This is a genomic window from Photobacterium sp. DNB22_13_2 (assembly GCF_052873915.1).
This window is the reverse complement of record NZ_JBNNXU010000016.1, coordinates 84,783-100,031: the sequence shown is the minus strand read 5'-3', so window position 1 is coordinate 100,031 and position 15,249 is coordinate 84,783. Positions and strand designations below refer to the sequence as shown.

The following is a 15,249-nucleotide window of genomic DNA, read 5'->3' as shown; positions in this document are numbered from 1 at the left end:
TTCAATAGCCAAACATCATAGCAATGGATGCAATAAGCTTAGAATACGCTGAAATGGTCATGATAGACAAACGACAAAAAAAGGCCCCAAACACTGTTTGAGGCCTTTTTCATTAAAAATCTTAATCTAGTATAGGGCGCGTTCAGTTCGTAAACCTTTAACCAAACTCACACACATCAACAGCAAGACAAAACTAAATGGCAAGGCGGTAGCAACGACCCCAGACTGGAACGCTTGCAATGCTTCCGAACCGCCAATCCACAACATAGCGGCAGCAATTGCCCCTTCAACGGTTGCCCAGAAGATACGCTGAGGGACAGGAGCATCGACTTTACCACCAGCGGTAATACTGTCGATAACCAGTGAACCGGAATCCGACGAGGTAATGAAGAAGATCAAAACCAAGGCAATCGACAACACTGAAATCACCGAGCTAAACGGCAGCGCATCGTAAACATGGAACAAGGTTAGCGAGATATCAGTCAGGCCATTAGCCCCTAGCTCACCCACTTTGTTGACGACCTGATCAATCGCGATACCACCGAAAATCGACATCCAGATAATGGTCATCAACGTTGGTACAAAGATCACCGCGAACAAGAACTCACGCACCGTACGACCATTTGATACACGGGCAATAAACATACCAACAAATGGTGACCATGAAATCCACCAAGCCCAGTAGAACACAGTCCAACCGTGCATCCAGGTTGTATCGTCACGGCCATGCGGGTTACTTAATTCAACAATGTTACCAAAGTAAGCCATGAACGTTTCTGGCAGCGAGACTTTCACGACATCAAAGCCAACGTATGCCACAAATACCAGCAGTACAAAAGCAAACACCATATTGATGTTACTTAGCAGTTTTACACCGCCATCAATACCGCGAATCACCGAGAAAATGGCAATACAGGTGACAAATGCAATGACGCCCATCTGCATCCCGATACCACCTTCGGTACCGAACACATGGTTAATACCACTGGTTGCCTGCTGTGCCCCTAAACCCAGAGATGTCGCCAAGCCAAACAATGTCGCCAATACCGCTAGAATATCGATAACATGGCCTAACCAACCCCAAGCCCTGTCACCAAAAATTGGGTAGAACACTGAGCGGATGGAAAGCGGCAAGCCCTTATTGAAGGCAAAGAATGCTAACGCTAAACCGACAATGGCGTAAATCGCCCAACCGTGGATACCCCAGTGGAAAATGGTCGCACCCATCGCTAATGCTTTAGCATCTTCGGTATACGGTTCGACATTGAACGGCGTGCCCCACCAATTGGTGAAGTAAGCTGTCGGCTCTGCAACACCCCAGAACAACAAGCCAATACCCATACCAGCGGCAAATAACATCGCCAACCAAGAAACCCTTGAATGCTCCGGCTTGGCATCTTTACCACCAATTCGGATTTTACCCAACGGTGACAGCATCAACCCCATAGTGAAAACAAGGAAAAAGTTAGTCAGCCACATGAAGAACACATCAAAATCGTTGAGGATCCCATTTTTCACGCTGTTCAGCGCTTCTTTAGCTGTTTCTGGGTCGATGAAAATAAGTGCGGCGAGGAAAATTAAGATCAGTCCTGCGCTGGTGCCGAAGACAGGGTTATGTATATCAAAACCCCATTTCTGAATGTTGTCCTGACCCACCTGATAGTCGGTCGTCTCGATACTATATTTCTTTAGTACACTATCCATAATGCTCTTTAAACGCTTTGTTTTTGATGCTTTCCTGTCCACGAAAAGCACCTTTGAATTGCCAGTGATAAAAAAACAATTTAGACCACTAAACAATTTATAATGTCGGCGTAGGTTAACAGCTATTGATAAACATTTCAAATACAGCAATATGATGGTTTTTTGTACTATTTATTGCATTTAACACCTGATTTATTGATATGGGCACTAAACATTGGGCTACTAAGCGTATTTTTTAGTACATCTTTAGGATTCGAAACATTTTGTACTTTTGATGGGTAAAGAAAGTTACTGCGATAGCGTTTATGCCCTTTAACACTATCGTATTTCAGCCTCTATTTTTCGGAACAAAAAACGATAAATAAAGTCATTAAAAACCACATAGAAGCAACAAACAAAAAACGGCAACCACCTAATAATTAAGCGATTGCTTAACTATTTTGTAATTGCCGCTCAGTTTAAAACCCGTGTGCTTTAGGGCTAGCTAGAGGTACATTTATTGTCTCACCACTCCCCCACCAATAACCGACTCTTAACACCTTTGATTTGCAAACCCATCGCTTCGAATACATCGTCGAAATTACGACATTGCGGCGGTAGGTTTGGCAGTGAGAGCACGGCTTCATCGAAGAATCGGGTCTGCTCTTGCTCAGACTGCCAAGCGAGTTGCCACCATTGCAAAATACGCTCTTTTGAATCGCTTAAGCGGTGTGACTTAGGAACCCGATCGCTTTTGCTTAGGTTTTCACCAGTTGTAGTTGGCAACAAGTTCCACCTGTCGTTATTCGGCCAGTAGGCAAACGGAAGGCAGTGGTCAACGTGAAACTCTTTACGAAGTTTGGTCCCACTCCAAACGCTTTGGATTTCTGTGCCGCAACTACGAAGCGTATCGACTTTTTTACGGATAGCCCGAGTATCATGTTTCTCATCGACCCAAATCAAACAGTTATGGTAAGTCTGTAAATCTATCTCACGGGCTTTGTTGCTCTCGTAGCGTTTCATCTCGGATACCCATTGGTTTACTACCAAGGGCTCAATCCAACTGCTGTATAAACGCAAGCAATCCCAAAGGCTTTCATCTAGGATAAAAGTGCCAAAGCTCGCTAAGAATTCACTATCGATGAAAAAGGATGACAGTGACTTGCGCTGTTTGGATGCCTTCACCATCTCAAACAGACGATTGTCTTTTGTACCTTGGTAAATAAAGGTAACAGGACCACTTTTAATCGTTGCTAGGCTATCTGAGATCGTCTTTTGCAACGCTTTGGCATCATCACCAGTAAATAAAGCACCAATGGCAAGATCGTCTGCTGTTAAATGGTTAAGTTTTCGCCACCCTTCATCCTTAACAAAGCCAAGTCCTCTATTGGTATTGCTGTTTTGCTGGATGCCTATCGAGTCACCAAAGTCTATATCTAACAATCGCTTGAACTGTCTAATCCAATAAAGTGCAACGAGCCCTTGTGGCAAAGCAACCTTGCCATCTGTTCGGTCTAAAACCGCTCCTGGGTGAGCATCCGCAATACGGAGAAGTGTACGGAGCAATGCGAGTTTGTAAGTAGCCGATTTACTGTCATTAACGATGATATGGCGTACTTTAGTGAGATCACCCGAACCATCATCAGGAAGGTTGAGAACCATTGTCTGCCATTGGATACTACTGCGCCCCATGGCATCGTTATTCAGCTCTGTCTTCAAGCAAACATGCAATGCTCGCTCTTTGGCAAGCAGTTCTATTTCTTCTGCACTGACTCCATGGTTAACCCTGCTGTCATCAAAATCACCGTAACGAAGTGTGATGATAAGCTTACCGTTAGGTGCAAGAAGATTACTGAGCTTTCGAAAGGTGCGTTTTCGATCTGAACGGGGAATGTGCATCCACACAGCAGAAAGCAAGATAAAGTCGAAACGAATGCCAAGAGATATGACTTTTTTTAGTTCTGGAAGATTATCGTCAAGCCAGACAACTTCCTTTGATTGGGTATACTGTTTACCGATCTCACGAAGTGCTTCAGCTGGCTCAACTGCATACACTTCACAGCCATTTTCGGCAAAACACAATGCATCTCGGCCACTGCCTGCACCAATGTCTAAAACACGAGGCTGTTTAACCGCTTCATCTGCAACAGGCCAAAAGCGCTTCCAGCTGGAATGTACATCTTCAAAAGTGAGTTTCTGGTAGTCTCGGGCTAAGCGAGAAGCATTGTTATGGTAAAAGCTATCTTTCATAGAACCGGCTGAATGAAATTGACGTAATTTATTATTTTCATCACTTTAGCTTACATCAACGTGAGTTAAAGTGATGATTATCATTATTGGAATTGCTTTTAATCAGAAGAACTATTTGAGTTAAGCGTAATTCTTTTTAAGCGTAGCTATGAGTGCCACAGTGAAGGCTTTGGTAATTGTTAAATTCCCCCAGCATCCCCGCTGGTACACACTCCCCAGCTATGTAACCATCAAGGGCTGACAGTTCGCTGATCACCAGCAGTAAGAGTTCCATGGCAACGGTGATATCACGCTCTGCAAAATTTGCTAGGGTTTTCCAGCGACGGCCGATTTGGCCATTGGACAAAATGACGGATTCACACACTTTCAGGCTAATCGGTTTGAAGTTGTCATCAGTACATGCGGTGTCTTTTAAACCAAAGAAGTCAATCGGCATCGCCGACCCCATACAAACTTTCGCACTGACTTTTGTGAGTGTCTCGAGGCTTAAATAGCTGTCTCGCTCGATCCCTTCGCTGATCATCAACCCTTCGACATATACCAACACGCCTTGTGCCAGGTGGTCATCCAAACACACTGTGCCATTATTTAACGACAAATATGCTTGTTTCAACTGATGTCTTGTCAAGTTCACGATTGGTCACCCATTTATTGATTTTGTCCGAACTAGCCAGTCTTTAAGACTTTTATCTAGAGCTAAACACCGAAGGCGTCAGTTACTTTCTTCAACTGTAAAAATATGTTTCAGGGCGGTATTGTCCACATTAACAGCATTATTTCACCATTAAAATTTTGTGGACTTTAGAGCAAACACTCGTTCGCTTTTAATTCACTTAAAACAAAGCAATTTTTCGCCAGTAGAGTGAGCTTTATACCACTAAAAGACTAGGTACCACAAACGAATACATCTACTCAAAATAAGTACAATTACTTTATCTACTCATAATGATTATGTAAACCTGTTTATTTGCACAGTACATTTATGCTTTTTGATTATGCTTTTGATTTTTCTTTACTTCGGTCACTTCGAACAGATGTTATCTTTATAAATAGCCTTGCTTCTACTGATTTTCGGTATATATTAAGCCTATCCCAAAAAGTACTGGATAAATACACATGACCTCATACAACGCTGGAGCAACACACATGGATGTCGAGACAAAGCTCAATGCTGTTGGCTCAGCACAACGTGAACGGCTAGCTTTTATAGATTTTGCCCTTTACTTTCTGGGTGAGGTCACTCGAAAAGATTTAATCGATCGCTTTGCGGTAGGCCATGCTGCTACCACTCGAGATTTTGCGCTTTATAAAGAGATTGCGCCGGATAACCTCAAATTGGACATGCGATCGAAGAAGTATTACAAACAGCCCGGCTTCAGCCCGCTGTTTAACCTTGATTTAAAAAAGACGCTAGCAACGATCTCACTAGGCTACGGTGATGGTTTTTCCGGCCATCAAGATTTTCCCATCCAGTGTGAATCGCCAACTTCGCTTACCGTTCCGCGTACGCCTATCATGGCGGCGCTGTGTGAAGGTATTTACCGTAACAAGCTGCTGGAAATTGAGTACATCTCTACCTCTAGTGGTAAAAGCCGCCGTGTGATTGCCCCTCACAGTCTTGTTGATTCAGGTAACCGCTGGCACGTTCGCTCTTTCGACCGTAAAAATGAACAGTTCATGGATGTGGTTTGTAACCGCGTGACCTCTGTAACGATTCTTGATGATGAGCCGACAACAGAAGAGCGTATTGAGGCTGATCGTCAATGGCAGAAGTACATCGAAGTTGAACTGATCCCTCACCCGCAGCAGGGTAACCCTGAAGCTATTGAGTTGGACTACGAGATGAAAGATGGCAAATTGCTTATCGAAGTCCGTGCCGCACTTGCCGGTTACCTACTAAGAAAGTGGGAAGTCGATTGCAGTGAAGACGGCCGCTTGCACGAATACGTCGGTTATCAGTTGGCCTTGGCTAACCCACAAGCTCTTTATCAGGTTAATAGTGCAACCCTCGCTCCTGGCTACAGTTCGAAAATAAGCTAGCATCGCTCAGCTAGCCTTACTCTTCGTTATTAAACCGTCCTCATGGACGGTTTTTTATTTATGGGAAAGCAATTGGGCTAATCGGCTGGGTTATGTTCATGAACAAAAGTTACAAAAGCACTAGATAGTTACATAAACACCCGACTCAATTTTCCGCTCTGTACATGTTGTTAGACTACGCCCAAACCACAACAACATATAAAACAGGTGAACTATGTTTTCCAATAACACCATGAGTCATAGCGATAAGCGCATGATGAATGTGATTTTTGCACTTTCTGCGGCAGTGATCTTACTTGCGACCGTGCAAAACCATATGCCTAGCGGCATCATCGGCGCGATTGGCGTAATGGCCGTCGTCGGCTATATCCTCAATGTTGCTGGTAACAAAACCCCTATCGTTAATCAGTTCTTTGGTGGCGGTGCCATTGTTATCATTTTTGGCTCTTCCTACATTTTCCACAGTGGCCTACTTCCCCAAGAAACTGCCGATAGCATTACGAACTTTGTTAAAGGTGGCGGTTTTCTTTCCTTTTTCATCGCGAGCCTAGTAACCGGCTCAATCTTGGGCATGGATACCAATGTTCTTAAGAAAGCGGCTTTGAAGTACATTCCGGTGATCCTTGGCGGTGTGGCTTGTGCCTTTTTGTTTGCTGGTATCGTCGGTGCCGCACTGGGTCACGGTTTCATGGAGTCAGTCATGCTTATTGCCCTACCGATTATGGGCGGTGGTATGGGTGCCGGCGCTGTGCCTTTGGTAGAGATCATGTCAGGTAACACTGGTATGTCTGCTGAAGTGCTGCTTTCTAAAATGGTTCCGGCGCTGGCTATCGGTAATGCGATTGCTATCGTAATGGCTGGCCTGTTGGACAAAGTGGGCAAATTTTTCCCATCATTAACGGGTAACGGCCAGCTTATGCGCGGTAAGGCCGAAGAGAAACAAGAAGAAGCCGAGGAACAACCGATTTCAATCAATGTACTCGGTGTTGGTGCTCTGCTGGCTATTACTATGTACTTTGTTGGCTCGATGCTCAGCAGCGTGATCAGCATGCACACTTACGCACTGATGATCATCTTTGTTGCTGTGGTTAAAGTAGCGGGCTTCATGCCACGCGAGCTTGAGCGCGCTGCACATGGCTGGTACAAATTTGTAGTTGATAACCTAACACCGGCCCTGCTGGTTGGTATTGGTGTTGCGTATACCGATCTTAACCAAATCATGGATTCACTGAGCCTTGTTTATTTCCTAATGGTATTAGCCACTGTTGTGGGTGCAATTATCGGTACCGGTATTATCGGCCGCTTGATGGGCTTTAACCCAATTGAAGCATCAATTACCGCAGGTCTTTGTATGGCAAACATGGGGGGTACTGGTGATGTCGCGGTACTGGCTGCCAGTAAGCGTATGGAGCTAATGCCGTTTGCGCAGATCTCCTCACGTATCGGTGGTGCTTTCATGTTGATATTAGCCACCATGATTATAGAGTTGCTGAAATAACGCTTTAGAGTTATCACTTCATGCCGGGTTAGCGATGCTGCCCGGCATTTTCCATTCTATGGTTAGTGTTATCGACATATTTATCCATAGACCGTTAGATAAAAGATATCTAGCACAGTATTTCCACTTCTATTGCAGTTATAATCCGTGCCAAATCCAGTGCTGAATCAATCTACCCGTTCAATGAAACTAAAGAGTTACCTTGCCCTGACAACCCTTGCAACAACGTCTTCTATCGTTGTTGTTGTCACGACTTTTATCTTTTACCTGCTGCAGAATGCGCACATTAACGGTATCGAGGAAAGAGGCTTGGAGCTGGCACGGGTGCTCGCCCATGATCCTGTGGTTATTGCCGCAGTCGACGCGAAAAATAATGATCAACCGTTCGACTTACAGGGTTACATCGAAGATATTCGCAGTAAAACCGATGCCTCTTTTATTGTTGTTACCGATCAACAGGCTTTTCGCCTGACTCATCCTGATGAAGAAAAAATCGGGCTGCACTTTAACGGCGACGACATATATCCGACCCTGAACCAAGGAGTCGACCATACCAATGTTGCGTCGGGTACACTGGGTAAAGCCATTCGTAACTTCTCTCCTATCATGGTTGGCGATCGAATAATCGGTGTGGTCAATATCGGCTATATGTATGATCGCAGCGTCGGCATTTTGATGGAGCAATTCGGCAAAATTGCCGGACTTGTAGCAATTGTTTACTTATTAGGTGTCTCCATCACCAGTGCGTTTGTGTTTAAGATGAAGCGTACTTTCCTCGATTACGAGCCCGAAATTGTTGTCCATAAGTTTCGCGAGCGCGAGATGATCCTCAACAGCATCCGAGATGGCATTATCGCTATCGATAACAATCATTGTATTAGCACCATGAATCACAGCGCCAGCAAGATGATCTCGATGGGAAAGTTGGGGCCGCATGAATACCTCAACCAACCGCTCTCGTCTTTTTCATCGACCTTGAGCCATCTGGTTTTATCTGAGAATGACAGTTTTCACCAAGGTAACTTCAACATTGGTAAACATACCTATCGCGCCGATATCTACCCAATAAAGCACAATAAAGGCATTCGGGGGCATGTGATCGTTTTCTATGCCAACTTGGATCAGAATGAACTGGAGCGAGAAGTCACCTACCTCAAGAACTATGCTGAGCTACTACGAAGCAAAACCCACGAGTACTCCAACAAGCTCAATGTGCTGTCGGGAATGCTTCAGCTGGGTAACTTTGATAAAGCGGTCGACTTTATTCAACAAGAAACAGATAGCTATCAATCGATTATCCGCAGTATTGTAACATCGGTTAATGACAGTGCCATTGCCGGATTGTTAATGGCCAAGTTCAACAAGGCGTCGGATCTTGGTGTCACTTTCACCTTAGATGACGATACTTGCCTATCGAGTTATGAAAAGGCCGTCTCTGAAAAACTGGTCACCATTATCGGTAACCTAATCGACAATGCCTTACTTGCGGCTTGGCAAAACCGCAAACAAAAGCAGGCGGAAATTCAGCTATATCTAAGTGATCGCAACCAGCATATCATTATCGAAGTGCAAGACACCGGCGCTGGAGTGCCGGTAGAGATCAGCGATTCAATTTTAGAGTTTGGTGTGAGCAGCAAACACGACGACCAACAAAATGGGGTTGGCCTGTACTTGGTCAACCAACTTGTCGATTACTTCCATGGCAGTATCGACTGGGAACGCACTGAACAAGATACCACCTTGTTTAGCCTGTACTTAGACAAACAGATCACAACACGCTTATGACAAAAACAACGGTCATGGTGCTGGAAGACGATATTCGCGCCAGCTATACCCTAGAGTCCACCATCAACCAGCATTCGCAATTCACTGTTGTCGCTGTTAGCGAAAGCTATGCGGATGCGCTGTTGCAATTCGACGCCTTCAAGCCCGATTTGGTGTTTGTGGACATCACCCTGCCCGACGGTAATGGCTTAGCCCTTATCCGTGAGCTACGCGCCCAGAATGTCACCTGTAGTTTCATTATGACCACAGCAGAGCGCGAGGCCGCAACAGTCGAGCAAGCGGTACAACTAGGGGTGATGGACTACCTGGTCAAACCGATCCGCATGTCGCGGGTAAACCAAGCTTTGGAAGATTACCTAAAATATCGCCGCACCCTGACAACAGCTGCAACCGTCGACCAAAATGATATCGACCAGTTGTTTCGCAAGTCGTCCGTAACCCCTGTACGTAACACCCCTAAAGGGATTGATGCGACGACTTTGGCGAATTTAAAGCAGATTTTGATCATTGAACAGCTACAAGACTTTTCAGCCGATGATATTGGCAAAAAGATGAATGTTAGCCGGATCACCGCCCGCCGCTACCTGGAGTTTCTGGAAACGGAAGGGATGATCAAGTTAGTGCTTAACTACAAAACCGGTGGTAGGCCACAACGGCTTTATCAACTGTTGCAGAAATACTGAGCTAGATTGGCCTAATACCAATCAGCATAAGCACTATTTAGGAATATTAAACGACTTCTCACCTTTACAGATAAAGGTAAAGTAGCGGCTGCGCTCATGAAATGAGGAAAAGCCTTGGCCACGGCAATACGCGCCGTTGAGCTCATGCATGTAGGCCAAGGTGCCTTGATCTTTAACCGAGAAGTAACTGTTGTTATCACAGACGATGCGAATTTTACCGTCATCACCTTGGGCGTAAGACTGAACTTGGGAGCCACACAAGGTAAAGCTGGCTTCAACGAATTCATCAGCACGCTCATCAACAGATTTGGAACATCCTGCTATTACCAAGGGTAAAAAAGTCACAAGTAGTACGTTTTTCACAACCGGTCTCCTAAACACATGTTGGTAAATGCCTAGTAATCAGTGTAGTGCGGGTTGCTACTTACAGTGTCTCAATTCTTGTATAAAAGACTTTTTTATTTATTCGTGTGTCAACTTTATCCGTTGATTTGTCTTTTTTTGCCTTTCGGCTCATCAATACGGCGGCGATGCCAGATAGAATAATGTCGTAGCCCTGCCGGTCCATGAGCAATAACCACCGACATCACAAGGATGATAATGAACAACTCTGGTTTATATTGCGGGATCCAGAAAAAGCTACTGAGCAGACCGAGCTTTAGATAAGTCAACACACCTTTTAACTGGATGAGCCATAGCCGCGATTGGCGAATTTCCAATCCAGTCATAATTAGCCCTGTCACCATTGCCATGATCCACCAATGAATCCACAGCGACTTCTCTACCCCGTACAGGATCCCACCCGCACTGCCTGCAATGCCGAGGATGTGCATGGCACGAATAGCCGTTTTACTTAGACGCTGGATCCAAAAGCGGGTTTCAGACATGCCGAACTCTTGATTGTGAGCATTATCGGTGCGCTTTTTTCCTGAAGACTGCTTTCGTTCAGAAGGTGAGGCTTTATCAGAAGAGGCTTTCGAGGGTTGATTCATGGTAATGACAGGGTATTCAAACAATGCGGTGAAGAATACCCTTTATGGATAACGATGTCTCTAGGTCAGAAACAACAATGGCCCTATTTTTACAGGGCTTTTAACGTGATGCTTTCGTCAATGTGGTAATTTCACCATCAACAACAAGGTAGCAATCCATACCGGCAGCATGAGCGGCTCGTTGGCCCAACTCTGTATCTTCAAACACCACACATTCATGCGGTTCAACACCGACACGCTTAGCGGCTTCTAGGAAAGTATCTGGGTCGGGCTTGTGGTTATCCACATCATCAGCCGTTACCAGCGCATCTAACATCGGTAGAATGCCTGTTTGATCAAGTAAAGGCTCGGCATTAAACATACGGCTTCCGGTGCCGACGGCCACTTTCTTACTGTCTTTATTATCAAGTAAGACCTGGTACACAGGTGCAATCACTTCGCCCTTGTGGGCAATTTCATCGTAAAACTTATATTTGGTATTTGCTAAACGCTCTGTATCAAAATTCTGACGAAAGCTTCGGTTGATCTCGCTGGCAATTTTCACGCTAGGCATTCCGCCTAAGTTATAAAACCAATAGCGATCAAAGGGTATCTCATGAATCGCACAGGTCTTCTCCCATGCTTCCAGGTGTGCTGGCATAGAGTCAACCAACGTTCCGTCCATATCGAAAATGATACCTTTGTAGCTTGATAAATCCATGTTTCTCCTTGTTTATTCTCTTTGTGCTTTGGGCTTCACTTACCTCCAAGACACCCGTGCATCGTAGCGGCACTGTATGACACTTATATTGCAATCACTTCCTAATGTAAACCTCTATACCCAAGCTACTTTAAGATGCAGGTTCAGCGAGAATTTATAAGCTTATAGACCAAGCATTGTTTTGAAGATCTAGTGGCTCCATGGGAGGCTTGCATTAGAAATCAATTCAATTGTTCATATATCGAGCAGAACAATCTATTCATCGCATAAAAAATAGTAAAACCTTCCCCATCTAGGTATACATGCAATACTTTTGTATATATATTCAAACAACAAACATTGATATTCACTGTGCCTTTTTTGATATTGGACGTACAGCTAAGGAACGCTACATGGGCCAACCAGACATAACCTCCCTCATACCTATCATTATCACCCTCGCCTTATCCCTCACAACACGAAACGTTGTTATCGGTTTATTTGGCGGTGTTTTCAGTGGCGTCGTTATGCTTAATGGCATTGCCCCACTTGATACCTTCGGCGCTTTGGTCAAGGACTATCTCGTCCCGCAACTCACCGACAGCTACAATGCAGGCGTCATTGTTCTGCTGGTCTTTATCGGTGGTTTTGTTGCTTTGATGGAGCAATCCGGTGGCGGTCAGGCATTTGCTGCGAAGGTTACCCACTGGATCAGTAGCAAATGCCGTGCACAGCTATCATCATGGTTTGGTGGGATTTTTATATTCTTCTCTGATTTAGGTACGCCACTTATTGTCGGTCCGGTTTTTCGTCCGTTATTTGACAAACTCAAGCTGTCTCGTCAAAAACTCGCATTCATCATTGATTCTACCTCGTCTCCTGTTGCGATATTAATCCCTTTTATTGGTTGGGGGGTGTACATCATGGGCTTACTGCAAAAAGAGTTCAGTGCCATGGATGTCACCATCACTGATTGGGAAGCCTTTGTTAGAGCGATTCCTTTCCAGTTCTATGCATTTTTGGCTATTTTCATCGTACCTTTAGTCGCAATCAAAAAGCTCGACTTTGGCCCAATGGCCATAGCTGAAGCCAAAGCCCAGCAAGGTATTATTACTGGCGCCAGTACTGATACCCTACAGACCTTTACGCATAAAAATGCAAAAGCATCCTTTGTGTTCGCGCCACTGTTTGTTATGGCATCGGTATTGGTTATGATGCTGGCACCACTTGGCTTCCCGTTCGAGAAAGTGTCTGGCTCGGTATTCCGTGCAGCACTATCTAGTGCCTACTTCTTTGCCGCGATTACCTTGATTGCCCTGATGGCGTTTCACGGTGTACGTAAACTCAATGATGGGATCAGTGTATACCTCAAAGGCATGGGGAATATGATGCAAGTTGCCATCGTACTTATCTTAGCTTGGACATTGAGCAGTGTGGGGAAAGAGCTGGGAACAGCGGCGTATATTGCAGAGCAAGCACAGGCAGGATTTCCTTATTGGTTGGTACCTGCTGTCGCGTTCTTGTTAGCGGCCATTATTTCTTTTGCGACAGGCTCATCTTGGGGCACATTCGCCATCATGATGCCGCTTGTGATCCCGACAGCCATTGCTATCGATGCCCCATTGTATGCCTGTATCGGTGCTGTACTCTCTGGTGGGTTATTCGGTGACCACTGCTCGCCTATTTCAGAAACGACGATTTTGTCTTCGACTGGATCAGGCTGTGATCAATTTGAGCACTTCAGAACGCAGTTACCTTATGCATTGCTCAATGGCTCTATTGCTTTGGTTAGTTTCATTGCTGCGGGTTTGATCCAAAGCCCTGTCGTGTTGGCTTTCGCTCTTGTTTTACAAGCTTGTATGGTTTATTTGCTGGCAAAATGGCAGCGCAGTGCTCAAGCTTCAACCGTTAGCCCTTCAGAAGCATAAGACTAGATGAGGAGCAGCCAGCAGATCAGGCTGGCTGCTTTGTTGATCCCCGATGAGGTAAACCACGCCTTTTATCATTCTCGCAAGATCTCGTCTACTTCACGCTTAGCTTCACTAAGCCCCACTTTTTCGCTACTCGATCAAAGAAACCTTGGGTTTGCTTCAACTCGATCCAATGGTTGACGTAATTGATCCACACTTGATCTTCTTTAGGTAATAGCATCGCGATAGGAGTCGGTAGTCGCATACCGTCGACCTTGGCCACGCTGAGTTGCGGGTAGCGTTTGACCAAGGTTGCAGCTTCAATATTTGAGGTAACAATAGCGGTGGTTTTATTGTCTAAAAGGTATTGATGGGTCAGTTTGGCATTCTCACTGGCGTGTTTCCTGGCGTTCGGCAGCAATTCTTCTACCAAACTTTGCTGCACCGTGCCTGCCGTAGTCGTAAGGATGACCGAAGAGGCATTGAAGTCGCTCCACTTACGAAAACGTTTTGCATTGGCTTTATTCACAACAGGAACAAAAGCCAAATGGTAATAGGTATCGCTGTAGCCTGCTAATCTCGCCCTATTCATATTCAGTGACGCACTACCCGACATGTCATATTTGTCGGTCACCACACCGTTTACCAATTTTTTCCACGAAGTGGGAACGTACTCCACCGTAACACCTAGATCTTTGGCTAGCTCGGTAGTGATATCGATATCAAAGCCGCGGTAAAAATTTGTGGCAGGATCACGCATTGTCATCGGGCTCCAATCACCCGTAGTCCCTACTCTTAGCACACCGCGATCAATAATTTCTGTCAGCCGACTTTTCGCCGCATGGGTCATCCCAGAAAGCAATGACATCAAAATACAAACAGTTACAGCTACACTTTTGATGTACCATGTCTTCATAGATGCCTCTAAACTCATCAAAAAAGTTATCTATAAAGATAGCAGTAATTTATCTTAGTAAATTCAACCTTTGGAACTTTTATAGCCTTGTAAAAACATTGAGACAGATGATTTCAAGTACTGCTTGCGTTCCTGTTCTGATTCTTCACTTTGCTGGCCAAGATAAGCCCAGTAAACCACCCTGCCATGGCACATCAATAAAAACTGCATTGCCGCATCGGCGCAGTTCAAATCATCGATTAACAAACCTTTGTCAACCAACTGACCCAAATAACCAGCGACCATTTCTGTCGTATTTCTAGGTCCCGCATTCAAGTAAACCTTGGCAAGATCAGGATGAGTATCGCTTTGCCTTACCGCTGCCTTGTAAGTATTCAACGCCTCATCACTGAGTAACATGTTCTGAAACCGCCAAGCGAAGTCTTCAAGTACTTGTTCAGGCTCTCTGGGATCATCCAGCAAGCAGATATCTAGCTGATTTGCGGTACATTTAGCCCGAATACAAGTATCAAACAGCTCATCCTTGGTCTTGAAATGTGAATACACCGTTTGCTTGGACACCTGCGCTCTTAATGCGATGGCCTCCATGCTAATGCCATAGCCCTGCTCGCAGAACAGATCTGTCGCGGCTTTTAAAATTTGTTCCCTTTTCTGGGCACTTCTTGCAGTCAACACGCGCTCACCCTTAATTAACAAACCTATATAAGTTTTAATACAATCAAACTGGACAGTCTAGTTCCAATGGTTTATTTTTTACATATGGACTGGACAGTCTAGTTTATATCCCAAATATTTGGATATCACAACTTAAGG

Annotated in this window: 13 protein-coding genes; 5 read left to right on the top strand and 8 right to left on the bottom strand. The window is 44.9% G+C overall.

Annotated elements, in window-relative coordinates; translation table 11 throughout:
• Window positions 1-126 precede the first annotated feature (126 nt).
• The 3 genes from ACVA58_RS20220 to ACVA58_RS20210 form a co-directional block, all read right to left on the bottom strand.
• Complete coding sequence (locus ACVA58_RS20220; protein ID WP_446512170.1) at window positions 127-1,704, bottom strand: BCCT family transporter; 1,578 nt, start codon at window positions 1,702-1,704, stop codon at window positions 127-129.
• Between the two features lie 504 nt (window positions 1,705-2,208).
• Complete coding sequence (locus tag ACVA58_RS20215; RefSeq protein WP_446512169.1) at window positions 2,209-3,933, bottom strand: methyltransferase domain-containing protein; 1,725 nt, start codon at window positions 3,931-3,933, stop codon at window positions 2,209-2,211.
• Between the two features lie 136 nt (window positions 3,934-4,069).
• Window positions 4,070-4,567, bottom strand: coding sequence for a hypothetical protein (locus ACVA58_RS20210; protein ID WP_446512168.1), 498 nt, complete (start codon window positions 4,565-4,567; stop codon window positions 4,070-4,072).
• A 482-nt stretch (window positions 4,568-5,049) separates the two neighbouring features.
• Between ACVA58_RS20210 and ACVA58_RS20205 the strand changes: the two genes are divergently transcribed.
• The 4 genes from ACVA58_RS20205 (at window position 5,050) to ACVA58_RS20190 (ending at window position 9,939) form a co-directional block, all read left to right on the top strand.
• Window positions 5,050-5,973, top strand: a complete 924-nt coding sequence (locus tag ACVA58_RS20205; protein WP_446512167.1) for a WYL domain-containing protein — start codon at window positions 5,050-5,052, stop codon at window positions 5,971-5,973.
• Window positions 5,974-6,187: 214 nt separating this feature from the next.
• A complete protein-coding gene (locus ACVA58_RS20200; protein ID WP_446512166.1) occupies window positions 6,188-7,471 on the top strand; it encodes a 2-hydroxycarboxylate transporter family protein in 1,284 nt (427 codons plus the stop codon).
• Window positions 7,472-7,654: 183 nt separating this feature from the next.
• Window positions 7,655-9,256, top strand: coding sequence for an ATP-binding protein (locus ACVA58_RS20195; RefSeq protein WP_446512165.1), 1,602 nt, complete (start codon window positions 7,655-7,657; stop codon window positions 9,254-9,256).
• A complete protein-coding gene (locus ACVA58_RS20190; protein WP_446512164.1) occupies window positions 9,253-9,939 on the top strand; it encodes a response regulator in 687 nt (228 codons plus the stop codon). The genes ACVA58_RS20195 and ACVA58_RS20190 overlap by 4 nt, the downstream gene beginning before the upstream one ends.
• A 33-nt stretch (window positions 9,940-9,972) precedes the next feature.
• Here the strand turns inward: ACVA58_RS20190 and ACVA58_RS20185 are convergent, their stop codons facing one another.
• The 3 genes from ACVA58_RS20185 to ACVA58_RS20175 form a co-directional block, all read right to left on the bottom strand.
• Window positions 9,973-10,302, bottom strand: a complete 330-nt coding sequence (locus ACVA58_RS20185) for a hypothetical protein (RefSeq protein WP_446512163.1) — start codon at window positions 10,300-10,302, stop codon at window positions 9,973-9,975.
• Window positions 10,303-10,418: 116 nt separating this feature from the next.
• Complete coding sequence (locus ACVA58_RS20180; RefSeq protein WP_446512162.1) at window positions 10,419-10,826, bottom strand: hypothetical protein; 408 nt, start codon at window positions 10,824-10,826, stop codon at window positions 10,419-10,421.
• Window positions 10,827-11,031: 205 nt separating this feature from the next.
• Window positions 11,032-11,631 carry a beta-phosphoglucomutase family hydrolase gene (locus tag ACVA58_RS20175; protein ID WP_446512161.1) on the bottom strand — a complete coding sequence of 200 codons (600 nt, stop codon included), beginning with the start codon at window positions 11,629-11,631 and terminating at the stop codon, window positions 11,032-11,034.
• 392 nt (window positions 11,632-12,023) lie between these two features.
• Between ACVA58_RS20175 and ACVA58_RS20170 the strand changes: the two genes are divergently transcribed.
• Complete coding sequence (locus ACVA58_RS20170) at window positions 12,024-13,538, top strand: Na+/H+ antiporter NhaC family protein (protein ID WP_446512160.1); 1,515 nt, start codon at window positions 12,024-12,026, stop codon at window positions 13,536-13,538.
• A gap of 94 nt (window positions 13,539-13,632) precedes the next feature.
• On the opposite strand, the gene ACVA58_RS20165 is transcribed toward ACVA58_RS20170, so the two are convergent.
• Entirely contained in the window at window positions 13,633-14,436 is an 804-nt protein-coding gene (locus ACVA58_RS20165) for a transporter substrate-binding domain-containing protein (protein WP_446512159.1), read from the bottom strand.
• Window positions 14,437-14,499: 63 nt separating this feature from the next.
• The gene (locus ACVA58_RS20160) at window positions 14,500-15,111 is read right to left on the bottom strand and encodes a TetR/AcrR family transcriptional regulator (RefSeq protein ID WP_446512158.1); all 612 of its coding nucleotides are present in this window, start codon (window positions 15,109-15,111) and stop codon (window positions 14,500-14,502) included.
• Window positions 15,112-15,249 lie beyond the last annotated feature (138 nt).